The sequence below is a fragment of the Zwartia vadi genome (genome assembly GCF_030410375.1).
Lineage (GTDB): Bacteria > Pseudomonadota > Gammaproteobacteria > Burkholderiales > Burkholderiaceae_B > Zwartia > Zwartia vadi.
This window is the reverse complement of the sequence record NZ_JAUHHE010000012.1, coordinates 15,825-39,827: the sequence shown is the minus strand read 5'-3', so window position 1 is coordinate 39,827 and position 24,003 is coordinate 15,825. Positions and strand designations below refer to the sequence as shown.

The following is a 24,003-nucleotide window of genomic DNA, read 5'->3' as shown; positions in this document are numbered from 1 at the left end:
GGTATAGTACCAAGTTGGCTTTCAAAAACGTGTCATGGACGAAATCCGAATCCGGGGTGCTCGCACCCACAACCTCAAAAACGTGTCTCTGGACCTCCCCAGGCACAAGCTCGTAGTCGTCACGGGCTTGTCTGGCTCGGGCAAGTCTTCGCTCGCCTTCGATACGCTGTACGCCGAAGGGCAACGCCGCTACGTCGAGAGTCTCTCGGCTTACGCCAGGCAGTTTTTGCAGTTGATGGACAAACCGGACGTGGATCTCATCGAGGGGCTGTCACCCGCGATTTCGATCGAACAAAAAGCGGCGGGCCACAATCCACGCTCGACAGTTGGCACCATCACCGAAATTCACGATTATCTGAGACTGCTTTACGCGCGTGTCGGAACTCCGTATTGCCCCTCTCATGGTTTACCGCTCGCGGCACAAAGTGTCAGCCAGATGGTCGATAGCGTGCTGAACTGGCCTGCGGAACGCAGGCTTGCCATCCTCGCGCCGATCGCGCGCACCCGCAAGGGCAGTTTCGACGACGAGTGTGCGAGTTTGCAAGCGCAAGGTTTTGTTCGTGTGCGCGTCGATGGTCAGATGGTCGACCTCGACAGCATGCCAGAGCTCAACAAGAATGAAAAACACGACATCGATGTTGTGATCGACCGTTTACGGATCAAACCTGAGAGCAAACAACGCCTAGCCGAAAGCTTTGAAACGGCGCTGACGCTGGCGCAGGGTCGCGTGGTCGCGCTCGACATGGACACCAACGAAGAGCATCTGTTTTCCAGCCGTTATGCGTGTCCGGTTTGCAGCCACAGTCTACCTGAGCTCGAGCCGCGGCTATTTAGCTTTAATAACCCGGTCGGTGCCTGTCCGAGCTGCGATGGTTTGGGACATGTCGGCTTTTTTGATCCCAAACGTGTGGTGGCCTTTCCGGAGCTCAGTCTCGGTTCAGGCGCGATCCGGGGTTGGGACAAGCGCAACGCCTTTACCTTTTCCATGCTGTCGAGCTTGTCGACGCATTATGAGTTTGACATCGAGGCGAGCTGGGAAAGCCTGCCCGAGGATATTCGACAAATCGTGCTGTATGGTTCGGGCGATGTCGAAATTCCCTTTTTCTATCTGAATGAAAGTGGTCGCAGTACGGTCAAGCGCCACACCTTTGAAGGTGTGATTCCAAACCTCGAGCGTCGCTGGAAAGAAACAGACTCCTCTGCCGTGCGCGAAGAACTTGGCAAATATCGCGCGGTGCAAACCTGTCCCGACTGCCACGGTTCACGCTTGCGCGCCGAGGCACGGCATGTGCGGATCGGTTCTGAAACCATCGCGCCGCCGAAATCTCTGATCGACACGCCCGAAGGCCGTAATTGGCAAGAGCAGGGGCTGGCCATTTACGAAGTCGAGGCGCAACCGCTTTCGACCTGTTTGAAATGGTTTCAAACACTCCAGCTCACCGGTGCGCGGGCCGAAATCGCGCAGCGGATCGTGCGGGAAATCGAAGCGCGATTAAGCTTTCTGAATAATGTCGGCCTGAACTATCTTTCTCTTGATCGCAGCGCCGACACCATCTCTGGTGGTGAAGCGCAACGTATTCGTTTAGCCAGTCAGATCGGCTCGGGCCTGACGGGCGTGATGTACGTTCTCGACGAACCCTCAATCGGTCTGCATCAGCGCGACAACGATCGTCTGATCGCGACGCTGCATCATCTGCGCGACCTGGGTAATAGCGTGATTGTGGTTGAGCACGATGAGGACATGATTCGCGAGGCTGACTGGGTGGTTGACATGGGTCCCGGTGCCGGCGAACACGGCGGGCAGATCGTTGCGCAAGGAACGCCCGAGCAGATTGAGCACAATCCGGCTTCGCTGACGGGTCAATACATGTGTGGCGCGCAGGCGATTGCCGTGCCAAAGCGCCGCCCCCTCGAAGCTGAACAAAAATGGCTGGCGCTCACAGGATGCACAGGCAACAATCTCAAGTCCGTCGATCTGCGTATCCCGGCGGGAAAGTTTGTTTGCATTTCTGGCGTATCGGGCTCAGGCAAATCCACGCTCATCAATGACACGCTTGCCGTGGTCATGTCGCGCGCGCTTCACCACGCGCAAGCCGAACCCGCACCCTATGAGAGTCTGGCGGGTCTCGAGCATTTTGACAAAATCATCAGCGTTGACCAGAGTCCGATCGGCCGCACGCCGCGCAGCAACCCCGCAACCTATACAGGTATGTTCACACCGATTCGTGAACTGTTTGCCGGTGTCCCCGAAGCCCGCACGCGCGGCTATGATCCGGGTCGGTTCAGCTTTAATGTCAAGGGTGGTCGCTGCGAAGCCTGTCAGGGCGATGGCGTAGTCAAAGTGGAAATGCACTTTCTCCCGGACATGTATGTGCCGTGCGATGTCTGCATGGGCAAACGCTATAACCGTGAAACGCTTGAAATCCGCTATCGCGGTCGCAACATTCACGAGGTGCTCGAGCTGACTGTTGAGCAGGCACTGACGTATTTCGAAGCCGTACCTGCCATTGCGCGCAAGTTGCAAACGTTGATGGATGTGGGCTTGTCGTATCTGCGTCTCGGGCAAAGTGCCACCACGCTCTCTGGCGGCGAGGCCCAACGCGTCAAGCTTTCACTTGAGTTGTCCAAACGCAGCACGGGTCAGACCTTTTATATCCTGGATGAACCCACCACAGGTTTGCATTTTCACGACATCGCCTTACTGCTGCGCGTGTTGAATCAACTCGTTGAGGCCGGTAATACGGTGGTCGTGATTGAACACAATCTCGACGTCATCAAAACCGCTGATTGGGTCATCGATATGGGTCCCGAAGGCGGCAATGGGGGTGGACAAATCGTTGCTCAAGGCACGCCCGAGATGATCGCAGCCTGCGCAGCGAGTCACACCGGACATTACCTTGGCAAGGTCTTGTCACTTCAGCTCAAGCGAAGCGTAGTCAAAGCGGACAGTGTCAAAGCGAGCGGTAACAAAGCGGACGATGCCAAGGCTGACAGCCTCAAAACTTAAGGCAAGCCAAGCAGGCGCAGTGGCACTGCCGCGCTGGACGGACACAGCCCGGACTCGACAAGCGGGAGTGCCGATTCGCACATTTGCGCATCGCTAAAGCGATCCGCGGAATAGGGGCGTCCGACATCCGCTTCGGTGCCGGGCATTTGTTTACCATCCCAATAGCCCCAGGCGACCTTGACTGAAGTGGATTGACGGCAACCGCCTTGCGTCTGTGCGTCGCAGGCATTGAACAAGGCTGTCAGGGCATTGCCAGGCGAAGGATGACCGCAAACGGCCGCTTGGGTCTGGAGCACACCACCGCCTTGTACCGTACCCTGTATCGAGACGACGGTCGCGAGCCATCCCGACGCACAATAGTTATCAAAAGAAACCTTTGGCGCCAGGCTTGCGCTCGTCGACAAATAATAGGCCTGAACCTGGCTGGTCACCTCGCGACCCGCGCGCGTGTCAGCAAATCCCATTGCACACTGATCACGTACGCCCATTTCATTGGCCTGACACACTTGCACAAGCGCCAGACGCTGCTCGCCTTCTTGCGCCTGACCACTGGTCATCACAGCAGCTGCCTGACCAGGGGCTTGTATTTGAGATTGAGGAGGTGTTTGAGACGGCATTTGATTTTGAGCCGGCATTTGGCCAGATGCTTCAGCCTGCGGACTTGTCCAGGATGGCGCGGCAGCCTCAACGTTCGTCGTGGGAGGCGCCACGGGAATAGCGACTGCAGCCGTGGGGGCCTCGGCGCGATCGACTGTTCGAATTGGCGCAGCGGCCTGTTGTGCGCAAGCAGACAACAAACCAATACTCACGATGCTCACAGCCAATAAACCCAAGCGGGTGGATGTCATAACGTTCTCCCTGATACTAATCAAACTGATTGCCCATCCGAAACAGCCGGTGGTGCTCACGAATCGCGTAGCGATCCGTCATCCCTGCGATGTAGTCGGCAATCGCGCGTGCCTGTGCGCCCGGCTGCTCATGCCGGTAGTCGGGCGGCAACAAACGGGGTTCATGCACGAATGCATCGAAAAGCTCTCGCACAATCCGCCGTGCTTTGTTGGTCATTCTCATCACCTTATAGTGACGATATAAATTTTCAAATAAAAACCTTTTTAGCGCATCGGCCTCTGCGCGTAACGCGGGTGAAAACGCAACGAGCGGTCCGCACAAACGGGCGGCATCTGCATGCGCGGGGGCGGCTGCCAGCAAGTTCGCTTGCGTCGTCTGTGTCACATCCGTAATCAAGGTGTTAATCATGCTGCGGATCGTCTCGGCCACGACACGACGCTCGTTCAAGCCGGGCCACTTCTGTGACATCGCTGAATAATGACGCATGAAAATAGGCACTGCTTGCAACTGCTCAATCGTCAACAAGCCGGAGCGCAGCCCATCATCTATATCGTGATTGTTGTATGCGATTTCATCGGCGAGATTGGCGAGCTGCGCTTCAAGCGATGGTTGGGTGCGGTCAATGAACCGCTGACCCACGTCACCCAGCAATCGTGCGTGCGCCAGTGAGCAGTGCTTCAACACGCCCTCGCGTGTTTCAAAACAAAGATTCAAACCGTTGAACGCCGCATAGCGTTCCTCAAGCTCGTCAATGACGCGCAAACTTTGCAAGTTGTGTTCAAAGCCGCCTGCCTCGGGCGCGAATTCGCGCATGCACGCGTTGAGTTCGTCCTGTCCGGCGTGACCAAAAGGGGTATGTCCCAAATCATGCGCCAGCGCGATCGCCTCGGTCAGATCTTCGTTTAACCGCAAACTGCGCGCCAGTACGCGCGCGATCTGCGCAACCTCTAAAGAATGTGTCAATCGCGTGCGAAACAAATCGCCTTCGTGATTGATAAACACCTGTGTTTTGTACTCAAGCCGCCTGAAGGCTCCGGCGTGAACAATTCGGTCACGATCACGCTGAAACTCGCTACGGTTCGTTGGCGCGGGCTCTGGATAGCGACGCCCACGACTATGCTCGGAATATGAAGCATAGGGTGCTAACTCAGACATCTCGGACTCCCTTGACTATCAGGCAGGTCGGCATTTCGCCGAGCGTGCTATCTCTCAAGCTGTATTGCGCAAAATCACGCGCTCCACCAACTCCGCGGGAGCGCCACGACGAATCGCTTCACCGATTTTGGGCATCAGCACAAAAGTGATTTCTCCCGCACGGGTTTTCTTGTCGCCGCGCATCAGAGACAGCCACTGTTCGACGCCGCCCAGCCGCGGACCGACTGTCGGACAACCAATCGCCTCGACCAGTTTGCGCACACGCTCGACATCTGCGCGCGCAAAGCCTAACAACTCCGCAGACAAATCAGCCGCCATGATCAGGCCGGTACCCACCGCCTCTCCGTGCAACAAAGCGCCATAGCCAGAACCGGCTTCAATGGCATGTCCAAACGTGTGGCCGAGATTCAGAATCTCGCGCAAACCACTTTCACGCTCGTCTTGTGAAACGACCCATGCCTTGAACTCGCATGAGCGTCGAATCGCCTGCGCCAACAGGTCGGGATCGCGTGCACGCAAACCGCCCGCGTGTCTCTCGCACCATTCGAAAAAAGGCGCATCAAGAATCAAACCGTATTTGATGACCTCGGCCAAGCCTGCAGACATTTCACGGTCAGGCAAGGTTTTCAACACATCAGTATCAATCTCGACCGCGATCGGTTGGTAAAACGCGCCAATCATATTTTTGCCAAGCGGATGATTGACTGCAGTCTTGCCGCCCACAGAAGAGTCGACTTGGGACAACAACGTCGTCGGGACCTGCACAAAACGCACACCGCGCATGTAGACGGCCGCGGCAAAGCCCGCCATATCGCCAATGACTCCGCCACCCAGCGCGACAATCACCGTACGGCGATCAAGTTGCGCGCCGAGCATGACATCAAAAATCTGATTCAACGTTTCCCAGGTTTTATGCGCCTCACCATCGGGCAAAATGATCGGGACGATGCGCTTGCCGGTTTGGGCAAGCACCTGCCTGACCGTATCGCCCATTAGTTTATCGATGACGGGGTTGGTCACCAGCGCGATGGAAGTGGCATCAGCCGGAATAGTTGCCGCAAGCGTGGCCAACCGGCCGGGGGCAATGTGGATGGGGTAATGACCACCCGGGGTTGCGACCTGGACGGTTTCTACGGTGTGCATGGCTTGTTCTCTTCTGGATGAGTGGCTGCAAAATCGGCGCGCATGCTGGCCGAGGAGTTGCCTGGGCGGCTTTGTGCGCCATGGTCGATCTGCTTGTTCACGCTCTGCAGACGTTCAACGATATGGGCCACTAAATGATTGACCGAAGTCGTTCCCGTATCGACCACGATATCGGCCACTGACTCGTAGAGCGGCTCGCGTTGCCCAAGCAGCGTGCGCAATGTCGCCTTGGGATCCGGGGTGGCAAGCAAAGGGCGATTGCGATCCCTGCTCGTGCGGCGATACAGCTCCTCGACGCTTGCCCGCAAATACAGCACGATACCGCGACTTTTCAAGGCAAGCCGATTTTCTTCGGCAAGCACTGCGCCCCCGCCCGTCGCCATCACGATATTCGGCTTGACGGTGCAATCATCGAGCACTTGGCACTCACGTTTACGGAACCCTTGCTCGCCTTCGATCTCAAAGATCACAGGGATGCGCACACCGCATCGTGCCTCTAACTCATGGTCGAGATCAATGAACTCTCTATTTAGTACCCGGGCAAGTGCCTTTCCAATCGTTGTCTTGCCGGCACCCATCATCCCGACCAGAAAAATCGGGCTGTCATGCTCCAGCAGACCTGCATGTTGGGGCAGATCCTGGGGCTCAAGGACTGGATTCAAGTCGCCGGAGGGGGTGGGCTCGGGCGCAAGCGTGTCATTATTCATCTCGCCATTATCCCATTGACCGCCCCGAGTCCCAAACAGATCCGGGCAAACCCTCGCAAAACCTTTAAAATATGCGGCAATGAGCAAATATACCCATCCCCACGACGAAGAAGACCAGACTGCGGACAAGCCGAAAGGCTCGTTTCTAGTCAGGTTTTTACTGAAATTCACGATCCTGTCCGCAGGGCTCGCCCTGTGTGGCGCCTTATTGCTTGGCATGGCGCTCGCGCTGGCGTGGCCGAACCTGCCGGATCTCAATGCGATGACCGACTATCGGCCACGTGTGCCTTTGCGCGTCTACACCGCTGACAAGGTACTCATCGGCGAATTTGGCGAAGAGCGTCGCAATGTGCTGCGCTTTGACGAAATTCCCGATGTGATGAAATCAGCCGTACTTTCCGCAGAAGACGATCGTTTTTATCAGCACGGCGGAATCGACTGGATCGGCGTGGTGCGCGCGGGTCTGACCAACCTGATTTCCATGCAGAAAAGCCAGGGCGCCAGCACCATTACGATGCAGGTCGCCCGAAATTTTTATCTTTCCTCTGAAAAGACCTGGTCGCGCAAGTTCTACGAGCTGTTGCTGACCTTCAAAATCGAAGCCAGCCTCTCCAAGGACCAGATTCTTGAGCTCTACCTGAACCAGATTTATCTGGGTCATCGCGCCTACGGTTTTGCTGCGGCTTCCCGCGTGTATCTGGGTAAAGAACTCTCGGAAATCACCGCTGCCGATGCCGCGCTGCTCGCAGGCATCCCCAAAGCGCCTTCTCGCTTTAATCCGATCGCCAACAAGCCCCGGGCGATCTTGCGCCAGCGCTATGTGCTAGGACGGATGCACTCGCTTGGCTATTTGACCGAAGCCGAATACAAGGCGGCGTTGGCACAGCCCGTCGTAATCAAGCCCTCGCAAGGCACGCCCGCAGGTGGTTATGCGGTGCATGGCGAATACGCCGCCGAGCTCGCTCGCCAGCTGATGATCAGCATCTATCCGGATAATGTGTACACGCGCGGACTGAACGTCTACACAACCATTCAATCCAAAGACCAAAAATGGGCCTATGACTCGCTGCGGGAGGGTGTGCTCGACTACACCCGTCGCGCGCCGTATCCCGGCCCTGAAGCGCAGCTCACTCTGCCCGCGGGCTTAGAAGACAACGCGGCTAAGCTCGATGAGTTTCTCGATGAGGTGTTTGACAAACACCCTGACCGCACCGACCTGCTCACGGGCGTCGTGCTCTCGGTCAAGCCTAACGAGGTGCGTGTCGCCCGCAGCTCTTCGGACATCATTGTCATCAACGACAAAAAAGCGCTTGGCGTGATCGCACGCGCCCTGAATCCGAAAGCACCGGCCGCCCAGCGTCTGCAGCGCGGCTCCGTGGTCTATCTGCACAAAACACCAGCCTACTGGGAGATCATCAATCTCCCGGCAGTACAAGCAGCCTTTGTGGCGATGCTGCCCCAGGATGGCGCCTTGCGTGCCATGGTGGGTGGTTTTGACTTCTATCACGGTAACTTCAACCGTGTCACCCAAGCCTGGCGTCAACCAGGCTCGGCCTTCAAGCCTTTTATCTACGCGGCTTCTCTCGAACGGGGCCTGACGCCTGGCACGATGATTTCGGATCAGCCCTTTGAGCTCACAGCCGAACAGACCGGCTCCGGAAAGGCTTGGACGCCGAAAAACTACGGGGGCGAATACGGGGAAATGATGTCCATGCGCGAAGCGATCGCGCGCTCTAAAAACATGGTTTCCATCCGGATTTTGCAAGCCATCGGGCCGCAGTACGCCCAGGACTTCATCGCCCGTTTCGGCTTTGACAAGGCCAAGCATCCCGCAGTCTTGCCCATGGCGCTTGGCTCGGGGGCTGTCACGCCCATGCAGCTTGCCGCCGGGTTTTCTGTCTTTGCCAATGGCGGCTACCGCGTCACGCCTTATCTGATTGATCACGTGACCGATGCCAATGGCCAGGTCCTGATGCGTGCGAAGCCTACCGTAGCGGGCGACTCGGCCGCGCGCGCGATTGATGCACGCACCGCCTACGTGATGGACGATATGTTGCGTGGTGTGGCCACCTCCGGCACGGCGGCGCGCTCCAGACAAGTCCTCAAACGTGGCGACTTGGCCGGTAAAACAGGCACCACCAATGATTCAGTCGATGCCTGGTTCGCTGGCTACACCCCCCAGATCGTAGGGGTGGCATGGCTGGGTTTTGACCAACCCAAATCCCTGGGCTCACGCGAGACCGGCGGTGGCGCTTCCTTGCCTATTTGGCTGGGCTACATGCAAAACGCGCTGAAGGACTTTCCAGAACAAAAACGAGGTCCACCGCCTGAAGGCTTGATTATCGAGGGCGGCAATATGTATTTCAAAGAATTCCCGCCCAAGGAGTCTGTCAGAAGTCTGGGTGATCCGAAACAAGACTCGCTGGGCGATTTGCTCGAGAGCTTAGGCGGTAGCGAAAGCAGCAGTAGCCGTGGGGGTAATCAACGCGAGCCGCTTGGCAACTAACAAGCTGCCGGATAGCGGGTCGCGCGATGACGACTTAAAGCTTGACTGAGAGTTTTTGTCCGGTTTCTTCGGAGCAGATTTGCGAAAGCAGCTCGTGCAAGTCACTGCCGCCACGCGTGTCTTTCCAGTGCTGGCCGTCGAACTTGTAGTGAAAACCGCCCGAGCGAGCCGCCAGCCACATTTCGTGCAAGGGCGCCTGGCTGTTAATGACAACCTGGTGACCGCTTTCAAAAATGAGGTTCAACACGTTACCGTTGCGCTTGGTTTCAACATCGAGATCCATTTGTTCAAACCAATGATCGGCTTGAGCCTCTATTGCATCTAGAATGGCGGTTGCGCGTGTGTGAAATTCAGTATCGTTCATAATCCTTATCCTCAAAGTTGAGGGAGTGTGCAGTGATTCGCAAAATCCATCGTCGTCGTTTTGCAGGCATTGTAGCGATGCTCACCCTATCGGGGTGGCTGGCTGGCTGCGGCTTTAAAGGACCTCTTTACATGCCTCCGCCCAAACCCACAACGGCAAAGCCTGCTCCAGCAACTGTGGCTATTGTGCTTGAGCCCATGCGCAAAACACCGAATACCCACAGCACCAACATGACCGCCTCAACGCTGCTTTAATGTCCGAATCAATCATCGTCTCACACTCTATGACAACCGCCGCCACACCCGCAGGATCACCACACTTTCACTATCGCAATGGCGAGCTGTTCGCCGAAGGTGTTGCGCTGTCGACTCTCGCTCAACAACTCGGCACCCCTCTCTACGTTTATTCACGCGCCGCGCTTGCGACAGCCTGGGCATCGTACCAAGAGGCCATCGGCGCGCATCGTGTGCTGGTGTGCTTTGGGATGAAGGCCAACTCCAATCTCGCCGTACTCAAAGAATTCGCACGGTTGGGGAGTGGATTCGATATTGTCTCTGGCGGAGAGCTTGCGCGCGTCATGGCCGCAGGCGCCAACCCTGCCAAAGTCGTTTTTTCCGGCGTTGGCAAACAAGACTGGGAAATGCAAGCCGCACTTGAAGCGGGCGTGAAGTGTTTTAACGTTGAATCGATCCCTGAGCTCAAGAAACTTTCTGCGGTCGCCACGCGTCTTGGCAAGGTGGCCGCGGTATCCCTACGGGTCAATCCCGATGTGGATGCCCAAACGCATCCCTACATCTCCACCGGCCTCAAGGAAAACAAATTCGGGATTGCCATCGAAGAAGCGCCTGCAACATACCAGCTCGCTACCACGCTACCCGGGATTCAGGTCGTCGGTGTCGACTGTCATATCGGCTCGCAAATCACCGAAGTCAGTCCCTATCTGGATGCGCTCGACAAGCTCCTCAAGCTCATTGAACAATTGGTCGGCATGGGTATCGCGCTCAAGCATTTAGACTTGGGCGGCGGACTGGGGATTCGCTACGATGACGAAACACCGCTTGCGCCTAAACGACTGCTCGACAAAGTGTTCGCGGAGCTCAAGGCTCGCGGTTTCGATCATCTCGAACTGGTGCTTGAGCCGGGCCGCTCACTCGTTGGCAATGCCGGCGTGCTGCTCACAACCGTGCAGTATCTGAAGCTGACAGAAGCGCGTAATTTTGCGATTGTGGACGCTGCGATGAATGACTTGATGCGCCCCGCCTTATACGAAGCCTGGCATGGGGTGTTGCCACTCAAGCCGCGCGTCAGTGAGCATACGCTGTACGACGTTGTCGGTCCGGTTTGCGAAAGCGCGGACTGGCTTGCCCGCGCGCGCCACCTCGCGCTGCACGAGGGTGATGTGCTAGCCATCGAGTCGGCTGGCGCCTATGGCTTTGTCATGGCGGGCAACTACAACAGTCGTCCGCGTCCGGCTGAGGTCATGGTCGATGGCGAACACTTTTATGTCATCCGCCAACGTGAGACCTTTGCAGACCTCATTCGGGGCGAGAGCTGCCTGCCGGATTAAGGCTTGCGTATTAAGGCTTGCGGACTTACGACTGCGGGATTAAGTTTTGCCGCGTTGAACCGCCCTGAGTCTGAGTGAGGCGATCAACATCGGTAACGTCAGTGCCAAGCCTGCCGACACAATCAGCGCAATGCCTGCAAACGATTGCAGGTTTGGCATCTGTCCGAAAAAAAGCTCGCCCAGTATCACTGCCAGGGCTAATTGAAAATAATTCAGTGGCGCCAACGTCGAAGCAGGAACGCGCTTAAAGGCCAGGATCAACAAATACTGGCCAACGCCCCCGCATGCGCCCATCACAAGCATCTCCAGCAGATCACGGCCTGTGGGCCACACCTCTGGCCAAAAAACAAGCATAACGGCAAAACCCATGAACCAGCAGGTGCTGGCTGCGTAAACAAACATCTGCTCGCTTTCCACACGGTTCGCCAGCTTGCGGGTCAGCAACTGCACCAGCGCATACGCACAGGCTGAAGTGAGCATCAGCGCGCAGCCGATCAGAGACAAATCACCGCCAGGATTCACGATCAGCAACATCCCCGCCATGCCAACGAGTACGGCGGCATACTGCTTCCAGCTGACACGCTCACCCAGCACAAAAGGCGCGAAAATCACCACGATCAACGGTGCGACAAAATAGATGGCAGTTCCCTCCGCGAGCGGCAAATACTGCAGAGCAGGAATGAAACAAATGCCCACCACACCTAGCATCGCGCCACGCAGCACAAGCAAGGCTCGTGACTCTTTAGGCGCGAAAATGGAGACGCGTTTTGCACGCATCACGGCGAACGCCAGCACAACAATCACGGAGTAACGCGCCATGTTGACAAGCGGCGCTGAGTAGCGATGCACCAGATCTTTGGCCAAAGCATCGAGCAAAGAAAAGCATGACAGGGCGCACAAGAAGATCCCGCAACCCACCAGCCACTGACGTTGCTGGGACAACGTGCTCGAGTCTGACAAGCTCTTGGCGGAAGGGGTCATGTCGACAAACTAGTTAGTGTCAACTGTAGGATTGCGATAGAGAGGGACCAACAGCATCAATATCAACACACCAAGCAAAGCCATCACGCCATAACTCAAGCCATAGCTGCTCAGCAGGCCTGCCAGCACACCAAATAGTGGCGGGCCCACCATGACACCTAAAAAGGTGATGCAAAGTGTGCCACCCGTGGCAATACCTGCCTGGCCTTTAGGCGCTTGCCTCGCGATTTCAGCTAAGAACACGCCATTCCAGCCGATTGCTGAAGATCCAAAAATGACCAGCACGGGAAACAGGAACCAGGGCGAAGACTCGGGTCCCAGCAAAGCGGTTCCCAACGCGCCAATCACCAACATCACGGCAATCACGATCAGCATCATGGTCGCACCCAGCCAGCGATCGGACACATAGCCCCACAGCATACGACCAGAAACGCCAGCGGCCTGCGCGACAGTCAGCGCACCACCTGCCGCCACCAGACTCCAGCCCAGATCTTCATACAAAAATGTCACCAGATAGCCCATGAGTGCCATCTGTGCAATCGAGAACATAAAGGACATGTACGACAATTTACGCAAGGTGCGATGACTGAAAATCAGCTTCAGAGGCAACACAAAACTTGTCGCCAGGGATGGCTTCACGGTTGGATCCCGATCATCGTCCAACCCCTCGCGCAAGGGCTGTACGGCCCAGGCACACAACGCGCACGCGATACCTGCGCAAATAAAAGCCCATTGCCAACCGATCCAGATATTGAGAGTGGGTACCGTCGCCCCCGCAATCATGCCGCCCAGGGGCACACCGGTCTGTTTGACCGAAAAAACGAAAGATAATTTTTCCGCGGGCGTAGATTTAATCAACAAGTGTGAGCTTGCGGGAGTAATTGGACCGTAGCCTGCGCCAATAAACAGCGCGCCCAGGGCAATGGTTTCCACATAGGGCATCGCACAGAGAAACAGGCCGATCGCGGCTAAAACAAGTCCGGACTGACTCAGCCGAATCGCGCCCCAGCGTTTGACCGCCGCTCCGCCCAACAAGGTCGCCACCATCGCGCCGAAATAGGCGAGCGAGACATAGGCTCCCAGATAATTTGTGGATATTCCGACATCTTTGGCCACCGCCGGTGCAACCACCGGCAGGTTTAACAAGGCCATCGCAACAAGAGACTGTACTGTTAGGGTCGCGAGCAACACGACCCAAGGTTTAGCTGGCGTCAAAGCGCACCATAAGAATGAAGACCTGAAAGGAACATGTTAACGCCCAAAAAGGCGAAACAGGTCACTAACAGACCAACAAGTGCCCAATATGCGGCCATCGTGCCACGCAAGCCTTTCATGAGGCGTAAATGCAACCATGCGGCGTAGTTCAGCCAAACGATCAGTGCCCAGGTTTCCTTGGGATCCCATTGCCAATACGCACCCCAGGCATCGGCGGCCCATAAGGCGCCGAGAATGGTGGCAACCGTAAAAAAGGCGAAGCCGATCGCGATCGCACGATACATGATGTCATCGAGCACCTCAAAAGAAGGCAGCCGGGCGGCAATGGGCGCACGGAACATCAAAATCGTCCCGACAATCACCGCACCGATCCCGAAGTAAATCATCCAGGTCGCGGACAAGCCTTCCGTGCGGAACACCATGGGCTCGGCAGCCAGCAGTACGCCGAGGATAAAAAGAGGTGCCAGCTTGAGCCAGGACTTTGTCTGACCATGCTGCTTGACCAGATAGGCAAAACCCACCATGGCTGCCAGAGAAAAAGTGCCATAGCCGATGAAGTTTGCCGGTACGTGGATTTTCATCCACCAGCTTTTCAGGGCCGGCACCAGAGGCTGGATCTGATAGGCCTCGCGTGTGAAGGAATACCAAAGCAAAAATACGACGGAAGAGGTGATGACCAGCATCACAAAACCGCCCAGCGCGCGCGTGCCGTAACGGCGCTCGTAGTAAAGATAAAACAGTGCGGTGACCAGCGCGAACAAGACAAAGACTTCGTAAAGATTGCTGACCGGGATGTGACCCAGGTCAGGCCCCATCAAATGTCCCTCGCGCCAACGCACCAGCATACCTGTGGAGCCCGCAAAAACAGCGCCCCACGTCAAAGCCGTCCCCAACCAGGCCGCTGTCACACTCACAAAGCCCGCCCAGTAGCAAAACGTGGCGATCACAAACAGCACCGACATCCAGAGAATGGCCGACTGGGAAGAAAGCAAATACTTTAAAAAGAAAACCTGTTCAGCGCGGGCCAAGTCACCCTGATACAGCCAGATCGCAAATAATGAGGCCACCGCCATGGCGATCATTAAGGTTCGCAAGGGTCGCCACAACCAACCCAGCCAAGTCAGTGCAGGTACCGTCAGCACCAAAATGGTTTTCTCGTAAACATCCATCGACTGGCTATATTGATTCAGCGCGAAGCCTGCTCCAACAGCCAGCAAGATAAAAAAGAGTGCATCCGTCCAGTCGGGGCGACCGCGCTCGATGCGCCCATCACCCGACTCCGACAAATCATCCCAATCGTTTGCAACAGCAGCAATGGGTTCATTCATAACGGTATCTCAATGATCAGTGTTGCGGCGTGCCGGTCGGCTAGCCTTGGTTCAGGCGCGCCAACGCCTGCTTGAAACGGTCGAACTCACGATTGAAATCGAGTGTACGCTTTTGCGAGGTCATAGCCGCCAATACTCTCGTACCGCCTGTGGTCTCAGCGGGGCGCAACCAAACCCAGATACGGCGGTCTCGCACATAAAACATGGTAAATATGCCAATGATCAACAACAGGCAGCCGATATAGACCGTGATCTTTCCTGGCGTGCGACTGACTTGAAATACGCTGGCCTGAACATGCTCAAATGTTTTCAGCGACATCATGATTGGCGAAGGATAAAGCGCGAGATCAGAAAGGCCCGCTACAGCAAGCCTCGACCAGTCTGCGACCTCTTCCATTTTTTCAGGCGTGTAATTGACAGGCGCCAGTCCCGCACGCTCGCGCGCAACATTTCTCAACTCTGCGATCGAGGAACCGAGCAGGCGAATAATGATGTCTGCCGCACGGCGCTGCTCGGCTTCGGGCACATTTTTTTCCAAGAAGTTTGAAATCGCAAGCAATCCGCCTGTCGCAAAAGTATCCAACGCCCGCTCAGCAGAGATTTGGAGTGCTTTTTGTTCTTCAGGGCTACCGCCATAGTTTGCCACCAAGCGTTGCGTCGCCAACTGACGGGCCGCGGGATCAGACAAGGCGGCTCTCAAGCGTATAAAGTCACCCATTGAGCTGTCTTCGTCGACAGGCAAACGTAAATAACGGAATCCTGCACCGCCAGGCTCCTGAACGCCCGCCAGCATCACACGCGCACCATCTAACTCAACTGGCACCATGTAATTATGAAAGAGCGTCGCCTGACCACTTTCATCAATCACGCGATACTCCACACTGGGACCAATATTTCGCAGATTTTTATTTGTCTTACCTGCAGCGCTTCCGGTAACGGCTGCAACATGCTCACCAAAAGGCTTTGGAGTGGAGGGATCCCCGGCAGACAGATCCTCGACATTGATCGGACGCAGCTTGGTCACCTCGACCTTGAGCGCTTTGCCAGCCGAAGTCATCGTGACATCGCTGGACTGCCCCACGCGCGACTTCAACTCGAAAGGTTTATCGCTCGGACCCGCGAGTGGATAGCCCACCAGCTCCACCAGACTGCCACCATCGTCAAAGCTTGATTGATAAACCGTCACGCCTTTGAAATGCAAAGGTTCGTTGACCTCGATCGTGGCATCGAACTTTTTACCCGTATCGGGATCCGTCACCTCGACAATGCTGGCAAAGCGGCTCGGCATACCCGTAGAGTAATAATCCACGATGAATTTTTTGAGCGCGATGCTGAAAGGCAGTGGTTGCACCAAAGCACCATCGTCAATATTGACAACAGCAGAATCGCGCGAACTGCCTTCTGGGATCAGGACGTTCGCACGATAGCTTGGGTTATTCACAGACAAGCGACCACGCTCAGGCACATCTGCAATCAGCATATTTTCCACGATCGGGGTCTTGCCCATGAGCCAGACCTGCAGACGCACTGGCAACTCGCTATCCAGTAAGCCACCCACGCAGATGATCACAATCGAGGCATGCGCAAAAATATATCCAAGTCGATTTCCGCTACCCCGTTTTGCGGCAAGCAAAACCGAATCGCCCTCATCGCGTTGACGCACGGCATAACCCTGGCGCTTAAGCCAAGCCTGAACTGAAGCCGTTGCCGCAGGGACTGCTCGCGTCGTGTCGAGCTCGACCCGATGGTGAAAAGACTGCAGGCTAGAGGTCCGAATGTGCTCACGAAACGATCGCGCTTCTTTGAGCATTTTGGGTGCATTGCGGATCAGACACAGGCTGGTAGAGGTCACGAGAAACGCCATCGTGACCAGGAACCACCAGTTGTTATAAATATGCCAAATCGAGAATTTGTTGAAGACATCGAACCAGAACGGACCAAACTGATCGATATAACTGTTGGCGGAACGGCCTTGGGGAATGACCGTACCAATGATGCTAGCCAAACAGATATAAACCAACAGACTAATCGCAAAGCGCATCGAACTCAGGAGCTCGATGAAATTAGCCAGTGGTCGTGAAACAGTCTTTGTCATGATCGATTCATTGCCATGGGTGCAGATGATTGAACGGATAATTCTCCGCGCGAAAAAAAAGGGGTGTCTGTGCGACCCCCCTTTTTACTTCCAGTCTTGCGCTAGACGGTTTCGTTCGTATTGCGACCGTAGTTTTAACTTAGCGCAAACCAGCTGCGTAATCAGACACTGCTTTGATATCCGCATCCGACATGCGATCGGCGATCTGGTTCATCATCGCTGAGTTGCCGCGGTGCCCGGAACGGAAAAGCTTGAGCTGATCTTCAATGTAAGAAGGGTATTGTCCACTGAGACGTGGATATTGTGCCGGAATACCAGCTCCATTGGGCGAATGACACCCTGCGCAAGCAGGGACATTACGCTCGGGAATGCCGGCACGCCAGATTTTCTGACCACGCTCAACCAGCTTTTCATTGGTAGCGGTTGCAGGCTGGGTCATCTTTTGCAAAGACAGAAAATATGCAAGGTTATGCATATCGGCCTCAGTCAGCGGAGTCGCCAACGCCTGCATCACCGAAGGCGCGCCATCGGCACCCTTGCGCAACGCTGTCTTGGCGCCTGCTTTGATACGAAACTCGACGAGCTGCTTGTACAAATACTCGTGCGACTGAGCGGAGAGGTTGGGATTAGCAGGGATCGTGCTGTTGCCGTTGGCTCCATGACAGGAGGCACAGGCCACAATGCCACGCGCCGCATCGCCCTGCTCATAGAGCTGGGCACCCTTGGCCGCGTCAGGCTTGGCGGGACCCGTGACAGGACCGGCAGCCATACTAGTGGAGATGGCAGACACCCCAAGCAGCAACCCGCTCACAAGCACTACCTTGGACAGCACACGCTTCATTGAAGACCTCGACGCTTGTAATCTATATAAAACAACAACTTCCAAACCCTAGATTATACAATAGCGGTTGAGCTTATTCTTAATGGCCTTCCTTGTGTCCATATTGCACCGCGCTTCGTTTTTCACATCAGCCGCCCGGCTGGATCAATTACCCTATCCCGGTGCCCCGGAAGTCTGCTTCGTGGGGCGCTCCAATGCGGGCAAGTCCACAGCGATCAACGTTCTGACCAATCAAAAGCGTCTGGCGTTCTCCAGTAAAACCCCTGGACGCACCCGGCTCATCAATATGTTTGGTTTGCCAGATCCCTTAGATCCCGAAGGGCATCTCGGTTTTCTGGTCGATTTGCCCGGCTACGGCTACGCTTCAGTGGCGCAGCGCGCCAAGGAGGAATGGGCCGATATCCTCGGGGGTTATCTCCAAAGCAGAGAGTCCTTGGCTGGGATTGTTTTGCTCATCGACATCCGTCGCGGTGTCACTGAGCTTGACCGACGGTTGGCCAACTGGATCGCACCCACCGGCCGGCCGGTCATGGCCTTACTGACCAAAGCCGACAAGTTTCCCTATGGCCAACGCATCAAGGCCGTCTTTGCCGTTAAAAAAGAGCTCGAAGACATCGGTGCGCTGAACGCCATACCATTTTCTGCCACCGCACGAATCGGGCTCGAAGAAGCCACTCTCCAAATCGAAAACTGGATCTCACCGAAGGTCGTACCATGACAACTCCACACCTCATCCTTGCAGACTTTCCCGCTAATCGTCCCCGTCGCTTGCGTCGCGATGACTTTTCACGTCGATTAGTGCGCGAGCACTCACTATCAGTAGATGACCTGATATATCCAGTTTTTGTTGTCGAAGGCACAGGCGTGCATCAACCGATCGCGTCGATGCCAGGCGTGCACCGCTACTCTCCCGACACGATTCTGGAAGTAGCGCGCGAGTGCGTCGAGCTCGGCATCCCTGTGATGGCGCTGTTTCCCGTCATCGATCCGTCGCTCAAAGCGCTCGATGGTGCCGAGGCCATCAATCCCAAAGGACTGATTCCGCGAGTCGTCGCCAGCCTTAAAAAGCACTTCCCGGAGCTGGGCTTGCTCACAGACGTCGCTCTCGACCCCTATACCAGCCACGGACAAGATGGTGTCATCGATGAAAACGGCTATGTCATGAACGACATCACCGTCAAAATCCTCACCCAACAAGCTTTGGTTCAAGCCGAAGCAGGCGTTGACATCGTCGCGCCCAGCGACATGATGGACGGCAGAATCGGAGCGATTCGTACCGCTCTCGAAGCAAACAATTTCATCCACACCCGCATCATGGCCTACTCGGCCAAGTTCGCCAGCGCCTTTTATGGGCCGTTCAGAGATGCTGTGGGTTCGGCTGCCAATCTGGGCAAGTCCAACAAGCTGGTCTATCAGATGGATCCCGGCAATATCGACGAAGCGCTGCGCGAGGTGGCCGCAGACCTACGCGAGGGCGCGGATATGGTTATGGTCAAACCCGGCATGCCTTATCTGGATGTTTTACGTCGTGTCAAAGACGCTTTCCATGTGCCAACTTTCGCTTATCAGGTCAGTGGCGAATACGCCATGCTCAAGGCTGCCTCCGCAAATGGCTGGCTCGATCACGACAAAGTCATGATGGAGTCTTTACTGGGCTTTAAGCGCGCGGGGGCGGATGGCATTCTGACTTATTTTGCTCCGGCTGCCGCCAAAATCCTGAAAGGGCTTGAATAAACAGGGAAGAATGATCAGGAGGGCGGCGCCAGTCGCTCAAACGATCATGAGCGGTGCAAGTTTTATGTAACACTCGTTTTTGCAGCGTCGCGCAGGCCAGCCTGGTGCAATCTCAAGCGCCAGGCAAAAAACCAGGCTAACACAGGCAGACCGACAATCCCGACCGGGAACACCGCGGATAGGCCAAAGTTATCGCCTATCCAGGCGCAGGCCGCCACGCCAAGCGACTGTCCTAAAAATAAACACGAGGCAAATAAAGCCACCGACGAACCGCGCGCAGTGGGTGCCATTTGTGTCGCATGCGTCTGCAACACGGCGTGCAGAAAATAATAGCCCAGCCCGGAAAGAATACTTGCCAGCACGCCCCAGTACCACACCGACGACAGCATGAAGGCCGCGTAGGCAATCGCCATCGTCAAACCACCGGTCATGGCCAGTCGACGCTCGCCTAGCCAAGTCACAAACTGATTGGCGCGCAGCGCATACATCAACGCACCAAGCGCGAAAAACCCACTAATCATGCCCGCCCAGGAAACAGGGATGCCATGACGTTCATGCAAAAAAGCAGGCACGAAAGCGAGCGGTCCAAAAACTAAAATGCCTTCGATACACACAACCACTAAAACCAGGATTGCCCATCGCGTCGACACGACCTGTTTAAGAGGGCCAAGTATGCTGTCGCCTTTTGCCGGCGTATGGACTTTTTCTGGAACATTTTTAAGGCGTGAGATCAACAAAACGCCCACAATGAGATAAACCGCCGCCATCCAGACAAAAGCCCAACGCCAACCAATCGTGTCTGCAAAAATCCCACCTAGCAGTTGGCCGAGCGCCAGACCGGAAATCGATCCAAGCAAAAACCGCGCAAGTGTTGCTTGCCGTTGTTCATACGGCACATGATCACCAATCCAGGCCATCGATAAGGGCACAATTCCCGCCGCCGTGGCACCGGATAGCAACCGACCCATTTCAATGACCTCAAGGCTCGGCGCGAACACCACGATCAAGGCGCCCATCGCACAACCAAGCGTCGCAAAGGAGACCACGCGAAACTTTCCGTAGCGATCACCAATCGGTCCGTAGAAAAACTGCATGATGCCGTAAGCAATCGCGAACAAAGTGACTGTTCCCGATGTTTGCGCCGTCCGCACACCAAACTCTTGTGCAAAGACAGGTAAAAGCGGATCACAAATCCGAAATGATGTCGACGCGGCACAGGCCGCTAAAGCAAACAGGATAATGACCGAGGTTGTCGATTTTTGTTGTTCGGTATTTTGTCCACTGTTTTTAGTTTCTGCTGCTTCAGTCATGTTGTCTCGTTGGCTTTACTTATTTTTGAGTATTTTTACTTATTTTTATTTATTCATACTTGCATGTTTATCACGGCGTCGCCACAGCAATTTGAAACGTTTATCACTTCATCTTTGGAGCATCTTAAAGCTTAAGCGCACGATTAAGGTTTGAGTGCGCGATCCAGACTCGCTGCGAAACGTGTCGCATCCTGAAATCCCACGACTCTGATATCTTTTCGTTCAATGCCGCCGGGTTTAAAAAATATTATCCCAGGCGGGCCAAACAAGCGGAATTTTTTCATCAGTGCGCGATCGTCCGCATTATTTGCCGTCACATCGACCTGTAGCAACAACATCTGGCTCATCCGCTGGGCGACACGGGGATCGACAAACGTGAAAGCCTCCATTTCCTTGCATGCCACGCACCAGTCAGCGTAAAAATCCAACATGACAGGGCGCGTAGATTGTTCGAGCAAACGCTCTAATTCGGCTACAGTTTTAACGCGCTGAAAAGTCGGATGCGCCGAAGTTGAGCGGCTATTTGTTTGTTGACTGCCACCGATCAGGCCAGGCGAAGCTGTTGCAGCTGTCGATCCTATTAGTCCAGTTTGTCCTGCTGATCCTGTTAAGCCTGTTAAGCCTGTTAAGCCAGTTACGCCTGTTGCTAACAATTGCTGCTTACCAGAGGTGCTCGACACGCCTGCAACACCTGAAGCGCTTGTGACTGACGTTGCAGCAGTTGATTGACTAACAAGCGAAAGATGATGAAGGGGTTGCAATAAAGAACGTCCGCCGCTCGCAACACCTAGTATCCATACCGTGCTCAGTACGATCAATAATAGTCCGAGCGTTTTCCGACATGCCCCGCCGATCCCGGAATCAGCCGTCAGCGGCTCAAACGGACGTAACAGCACCGCGGCAAACATCGTCAGCACAGCCCAGCCTATGATTTGTAATGTGGTTGGCAACAGAGGCGTCACCATCCACCAGGCCGTCGCCAAAAGCAACAAACCAAAAAACTGTTTGACGCCCTCCATCCACGCGCCAGCCCGCGGCATCAATTTACCTGCCGAAGCGCCCATCAACAGCAAAGGTACGCCCATCCCCCAAGCCATCGCAAACAGCGCCGAACCTCCTAACCAAACATCGCCAGTCTGAGAGATATAAAGCAGGGCGCCGGCCAACGGAGCGGCGACGCAGGGGCCCACGATCAGTGCGGATAAGGCTCCCATCATGACCGCTGCGCTCATCCTGCCACCGAGGATATGCGAGTTCTTCGCCATGAGACGAGACTGAATGGCGGAGGGCATTTGCAACGTGTACACATCAAACATCGCAAGAGCAAGCACAGCGAGCAATAATGCAAACAGACTCAGCACCCAGGGTGTTTGAAGCCAGGCCGCCAGCCCCGCGCCACTCAGCCCCGCAGCGATGCCCAGCGCCGTATACACAACTGACATCCCAGCGACATACCCGAGCGCAAGCGCAAACCCTCGTGCTTTTGATACATGCTGTTGTTCACCGACTAAAAGAACCGACAGGATTGGCAACATCGGTAAAACGCAGGGAGTCAATGCGAGCAAAAGTCCCAACACAAAAAACAATAGAACGATTTCTACCGCACCGGTTGATGACAAAATATCTGCCAGGCCAATGTCGCTGCCTCCAAACAATAGCTCAGACCAATTACCTTGCTTGATACGATCAATCAAGCCCAGCGAAATTGGCGTGTACTCAAGTAAATATCCGAGTGGCTCAGACGTTGCCTGCATCTTGACGATGAAATCCATCGGCGGATAACAAATACCCGCCTCGGCACAACCTTGTCCAGTGACTGTGAGAACAAATGGGGTTGCTTCAATGTCTTTGGGCCATGCCGTGATCGGAAGACTCATCACAACGTCTTTGTCATACACCTCCATCTTTCGATCAAACGTTGGATCGTATTTGACCTTGCCTGTTGGAAAGATTGCATCGCCAAGCTTGACGACATCCGTATCGATCTTGAAAGCAAACTGCTCTTTGTACATGTAGTAACCGCGAGCGATCTTGAAATTAAGGCTGACCACTCCGGGGGCGGACATGTGTGCTTGAAGCACAAAAGCTTTTTCAGGATCGAGGAAATCTTGCTGCTGAGCCCTCGCTGTCGTGAAAAACAAAGCGGCCATCATGCCAACGAAGAGCCAGATGCTCAAGCGCCAAACGCTTTTCATCCAGCCGTCTGGACTGAGGGCTCGTTCTGCTGTCGATGTCTCGCGTTTTACTCTATTCATGACTAGTTTCCGCTTGTCAGGCTTCGCACCCACTCAAGATAGGGCGGGTGACCGCCCAGTACCGGCACGACAAGCGCCTCAGGGACGTCATAAGGATGAAGCTCCACAAGTCGCTCGATCAAGGCGTGTTGCTTGTCTGTTGTGGTTTTGATGACCATGGGAATCTCTTCCGCACCCTCCACCTCTCCCTTCCAGCCGTAAATCGATAACATTGGCGTTCCAATATTCACACAGGCAGCGAGATTTTCCTCAATCAACAGGTGCGCGATCCGTTTGGCCAACAGCACATCAGGCGCATTGGTCATCACCATTACAACGTCTTGCTCAGGCATAGCGATTCGCCTCAAATGACTATGTTGGTGATTGTATCGACAACACGAATCTTCAGGATACAAAAAAGCCTCGGAATCCCGAGGCTTTTAAGCTTTTAAGTACAGACTCCGGTTCATCCCAGAGCTTGTAGATATTTCTTATTCTGCGGCAGTCTCTACAGCTGTTTCTTCAACCACTGGACGGTCAACCAACTCCATGAATGCCATGGGAGCGTTGTCGCCTTGGCGATGACCCATCTTCAGAACACGCGTATAACCACCGTTACGGCCTGCATAGCGAGGACCGATTTCAGCAAACAGTTTGACGACGAGTTCGCGATCACGCAAACGGGCAAAAGCCAAACGCTTGTTTGCCAAAGTTGGTGTTTTACCCATTGTGATGAGTGGCTCAACGATACGACGCAACTCTTTAGCCTTAGGCAAAGTCGTTTTGATTGCTTCGTGTGTCAACAGAGCAACTGCCATGTTGCGGAACATCGCAAGGCGGTGGCTGCTTGTGCGATTGAGTTTACGTAATCCATTGCCGTGACGCATGATACTTTCCTTATTGAATCTATTAAGAGCACATTCGCTCTGGATATTCAGCTCTTCGATCAGCAAAAAATGTGCTGCGG

At 55.0% G+C, this 24,003-nt stretch carries 20 protein-coding genes; 6 read left to right on the top strand and 14 right to left on the bottom strand.

The annotated features are described in order from the left end of the window. The first annotated feature begins 34 nt into the window (after positions 1 to 34). Positions 35 to 3,007 carry an excinuclease ABC subunit UvrA gene (gene uvrA / locus QWY27_RS11320; protein ID WP_290198476.1) on the top strand — a complete coding sequence of 991 codons (2,973 nt, stop codon included), beginning with the start codon at positions 35 to 37 and terminating at the stop codon, positions 3,005 to 3,007. Here uvrA and QWY27_RS11315 read toward each other — a convergent pair. Genes QWY27_RS11315 through QWY27_RS11300 form a run of 4 tightly spaced genes read right to left on the bottom strand, consistent with a single transcriptional unit; the run spans position 3,004 to position 6,861 of the window. Then, positions 3,004 to 3,855, bottom strand: coding sequence for a hypothetical protein (locus QWY27_RS11315; protein ID WP_290198475.1), 852 nt, complete (start codon positions 3,853 to 3,855; stop codon positions 3,004 to 3,006). The genes uvrA and QWY27_RS11315 overlap by 4 nt on opposite strands. A gap of 16 nt (positions 3,856 to 3,871) precedes the next feature. After that, complete coding sequence (locus QWY27_RS11310; RefSeq protein ID WP_290198474.1) at positions 3,872 to 5,011, bottom strand: deoxyguanosinetriphosphate triphosphohydrolase; 1,140 nt, start codon at positions 5,009 to 5,011, stop codon at positions 3,872 to 3,874. A gap of 54 nt (positions 5,012 to 5,065) precedes the next feature. Continuing rightward, a complete protein-coding gene (aroB, locus tag QWY27_RS11305; protein ID WP_290198473.1) occupies positions 5,066 to 6,154 on the bottom strand; it encodes a 3-dehydroquinate synthase in 1,089 nt (362 codons plus the stop codon). Beyond that, positions 6,142 to 6,861: a shikimate kinase gene (locus QWY27_RS11300; RefSeq protein WP_290198472.1), complete on the bottom strand. Its 720-nt coding sequence runs from the start codon at positions 6,859 to 6,861 to the stop codon at positions 6,142 to 6,144. The genes aroB and QWY27_RS11300 overlap by 13 nt, the downstream gene beginning before the upstream one ends. Positions 6,862 to 6,940: 79 nt before the next feature. Here QWY27_RS11300 and QWY27_RS11295 point away from each other — a divergent pair, with 79 nt between their 5' ends. Continuing rightward, positions 6,941 to 9,367: a penicillin-binding protein 1A gene (locus QWY27_RS11295; RefSeq protein ID WP_290198471.1), complete on the top strand. Its 2,427-nt coding sequence runs from the start codon at positions 6,941 to 6,943 to the stop codon at positions 9,365 to 9,367. A 34-nt stretch (positions 9,368 to 9,401) separates the two neighbouring features. Here QWY27_RS11295 and cyaY read toward each other — a convergent pair whose 3' ends face one another. After that, positions 9,402 to 9,731 (bottom strand): iron donor protein CyaY, encoded by a 330-nt coding sequence (gene cyaY, locus QWY27_RS11290; protein WP_290198470.1) that lies wholly within the window; start codon positions 9,729 to 9,731, stop codon positions 9,402 to 9,404. A 32-nt stretch (positions 9,732 to 9,763) separates the two neighbouring features. On the opposite strand from cyaY, the gene lptM reads away from it, so the two are divergent. Both lptM and lysA read left to right on the top strand, forming a co-directional pair. Next, positions 9,764 to 9,985 (top strand): LPS translocon maturation chaperone LptM, encoded by a 222-nt coding sequence (lptM, locus tag QWY27_RS11285; RefSeq protein ID WP_290198469.1) that lies wholly within the window; start codon positions 9,764 to 9,766, stop codon positions 9,983 to 9,985. A gap of 29 nt (positions 9,986 to 10,014) precedes the next feature. After that, positions 10,015 to 11,298 carry a diaminopimelate decarboxylase gene (gene lysA / locus QWY27_RS11280; RefSeq protein WP_290198468.1) on the top strand — a complete coding sequence of 428 codons (1,284 nt, stop codon included), beginning with the start codon at positions 10,015 to 10,017 and terminating at the stop codon, positions 11,296 to 11,298. 39 nt (positions 11,299 to 11,337) lie between these two features. Here lysA and QWY27_RS11275 read toward each other — a convergent pair whose 3' ends face one another. From QWY27_RS11275 to QWY27_RS11255, 5 genes are all read right to left on the bottom strand, one after another. Next, positions 11,338 to 12,279 carry a DMT family transporter gene (locus tag QWY27_RS11275; RefSeq protein WP_290198467.1) on the bottom strand — a complete coding sequence of 314 codons (942 nt, stop codon included), beginning with the start codon at positions 12,277 to 12,279 and terminating at the stop codon, positions 11,338 to 11,340. 9 nt (positions 12,280 to 12,288) lie between these two features. Beyond that, positions 12,289 to 13,494, bottom strand: coding sequence for an MFS transporter (locus tag QWY27_RS11270; RefSeq protein WP_290198466.1), 1,206 nt, complete (start codon positions 13,492 to 13,494; stop codon positions 12,289 to 12,291). Further along, entirely contained in the window at positions 13,491 to 14,822 is a 1,332-nt protein-coding gene (gene ccsB / locus QWY27_RS11265) for a c-type cytochrome biogenesis protein CcsB (protein WP_290198465.1), read from the bottom strand. The genes QWY27_RS11270 and ccsB overlap by 4 nt, the downstream gene beginning before the upstream one ends. Positions 14,823 to 14,862: 40 nt before the next feature. Beyond that, a complete protein-coding gene (locus QWY27_RS11260) occupies positions 14,863 to 16,917 on the bottom strand; it encodes a cytochrome c biogenesis protein ResB (protein WP_290198464.1) in 2,055 nt (684 codons plus the stop codon). Between the two features lie 139 nt (positions 16,918 to 17,056). Then, positions 17,057 to 17,758, bottom strand: a complete 702-nt coding sequence (locus QWY27_RS11255) for a c-type cytochrome (RefSeq protein WP_290198463.1) — start codon at positions 17,756 to 17,758, stop codon at positions 17,057 to 17,059. Between the two features lie 94 nt (positions 17,759 to 17,852). Between QWY27_RS11255 and yihA the strand changes: the two genes are divergently transcribed. Both yihA and hemB read left to right on the top strand, forming a co-directional pair. Beyond that, complete coding sequence (gene yihA / locus QWY27_RS11250; protein ID WP_290198462.1) at positions 17,853 to 18,476, top strand: ribosome biogenesis GTP-binding protein YihA/YsxC; 624 nt, start codon at positions 17,853 to 17,855, stop codon at positions 18,474 to 18,476. Beyond that, positions 18,473 to 19,492 (top strand): porphobilinogen synthase, encoded by a 1,020-nt coding sequence (hemB, locus tag QWY27_RS11245; protein WP_290198461.1) that lies wholly within the window; start codon positions 18,473 to 18,475, stop codon positions 19,490 to 19,492. Before yihA ends, hemB begins: the two co-directional genes overlap by 4 nt. A gap of 62 nt (positions 19,493 to 19,554) precedes the next feature. Here hemB and QWY27_RS11240 read toward each other — a convergent pair whose 3' ends face one another. The 4 genes from QWY27_RS11240 to rplQ form a co-directional block, all read right to left on the bottom strand. After that, positions 19,555 to 20,802, bottom strand: coding sequence for an MFS transporter (locus QWY27_RS11240; RefSeq protein WP_290198460.1), 1,248 nt, complete (start codon positions 20,800 to 20,802; stop codon positions 19,555 to 19,557). Between the two features lie 143 nt (positions 20,803 to 20,945). Further along, positions 20,946 to 23,057 (bottom strand): protein-disulfide reductase DsbD, encoded by a 2,112-nt coding sequence (gene dsbD / locus QWY27_RS11235; protein WP_290198459.1) that lies wholly within the window; start codon positions 23,055 to 23,057, stop codon positions 20,946 to 20,948. Positions 23,058 to 23,059: 2 nt separating this feature from the next. After that, the gene (cutA, locus tag QWY27_RS11230; RefSeq protein WP_290198458.1) at positions 23,060 to 23,389 is read right to left on the bottom strand and encodes a divalent-cation tolerance protein CutA; all 330 of its coding nucleotides are present in this window, start codon (positions 23,387 to 23,389) and stop codon (positions 23,060 to 23,062) included. Between the two features lie 138 nt (positions 23,390 to 23,527). After that, positions 23,528 to 23,923: a 50S ribosomal protein L17 gene (gene rplQ, locus QWY27_RS11225; RefSeq protein ID WP_290198457.1), complete on the bottom strand. Its 396-nt coding sequence runs from the start codon at positions 23,921 to 23,923 to the stop codon at positions 23,528 to 23,530. Between the last annotated feature and the right edge of the window lie 80 nt (positions 23,924 to 24,003).

What these genes read in the sequence shown, in the direction of transcription:
- uvrA (WP_290198476.1), top strand. Translation starts at nt 35, where the DNA reads ATGGACGAAATCCGAATCCGGGGTGCTCGCACCCACAACCTCAAAAAC.
- QWY27_RS11315 (WP_290198475.1), bottom strand. Translation starts at nt 3,855, where the DNA reads ATGACATCCACCCGCTTGGGTTTATTGGCTGTGAGCATCGTGAGTATT.
- QWY27_RS11310 (WP_290198474.1), bottom strand. Translation starts at nt 5,011, where the DNA reads ATGTCTGAGTTAGCACCCTATGCTTCATATTCCGAGCATAGTCGTGGG.
- aroB (WP_290198473.1), bottom strand. Translation starts at nt 6,154, where the DNA reads ATGCACACCGTAGAAACCGTCCAGGTCGCAACCCCGGGTGGTCATTAC.
- QWY27_RS11300 (WP_290198472.1), bottom strand. Translation starts at nt 6,861, where the DNA reads ATGAATAATGACACGCTTGCGCCCGAGCCCACCCCCTCCGGCGACTTG.
- QWY27_RS11295 (WP_290198471.1), top strand. Translation starts at nt 6,941, where the DNA reads ATGAGCAAATATACCCATCCCCACGACGAAGAAGACCAGACTGCGGAC.
- cyaY (WP_290198470.1), bottom strand. Translation starts at nt 9,731, where the DNA reads ATGAACGATACTGAATTTCACACACGCGCAACCGCCATTCTAGATGCA.
- lysA (WP_290198468.1), top strand. Translation starts at nt 10,015, where the DNA reads ATGACAACCGCCGCCACACCCGCAGGATCACCACACTTTCACTATCGC.
- QWY27_RS11275 (WP_290198467.1), bottom strand. Translation starts at nt 12,279, where the DNA reads ATGACCCCTTCCGCCAAGAGCTTGTCAGACTCGAGCACGTTGTCCCAG.
- ccsB (WP_290198465.1), bottom strand. Translation starts at nt 14,822, where the DNA reads ATGAATGAACCCATTGCTGCTGTTGCAAACGATTGGGATGATTTGTCG.
- QWY27_RS11260 (WP_290198464.1), bottom strand. Translation starts at nt 16,917, where the DNA reads ATGACAAAGACTGTTTCACGACCACTGGCTAATTTCATCGAGCTCCTG.
- QWY27_RS11255 (WP_290198463.1), bottom strand. Translation starts at nt 17,758, where the DNA reads ATGAAGCGTGTGCTGTCCAAGGTAGTGCTTGTGAGCGGGTTGCTGCTT.
- hemB (WP_290198461.1), top strand. Translation starts at nt 18,473, where the DNA reads ATGACAACTCCACACCTCATCCTTGCAGACTTTCCCGCTAATCGTCCC.
- QWY27_RS11240 (WP_290198460.1), bottom strand. Translation starts at nt 20,802, where the DNA reads ATGACTGAAGCAGCAGAAACTAAAAACAGTGGACAAAATACCGAACAA.
- dsbD (WP_290198459.1), bottom strand. Translation starts at nt 23,057, where the DNA reads ATGAATAGAGTAAAACGCGAGACATCGACAGCAGAACGAGCCCTCAGT.
- cutA (WP_290198458.1), bottom strand. Translation starts at nt 23,389, where the DNA reads ATGCCTGAGCAAGACGTTGTAATGGTGATGACCAATGCGCCTGATGTG.
- rplQ (WP_290198457.1), bottom strand. Translation starts at nt 23,923, where the DNA reads ATGCGTCACGGCAATGGATTACGTAAACTCAATCGCACAAGCAGCCAC.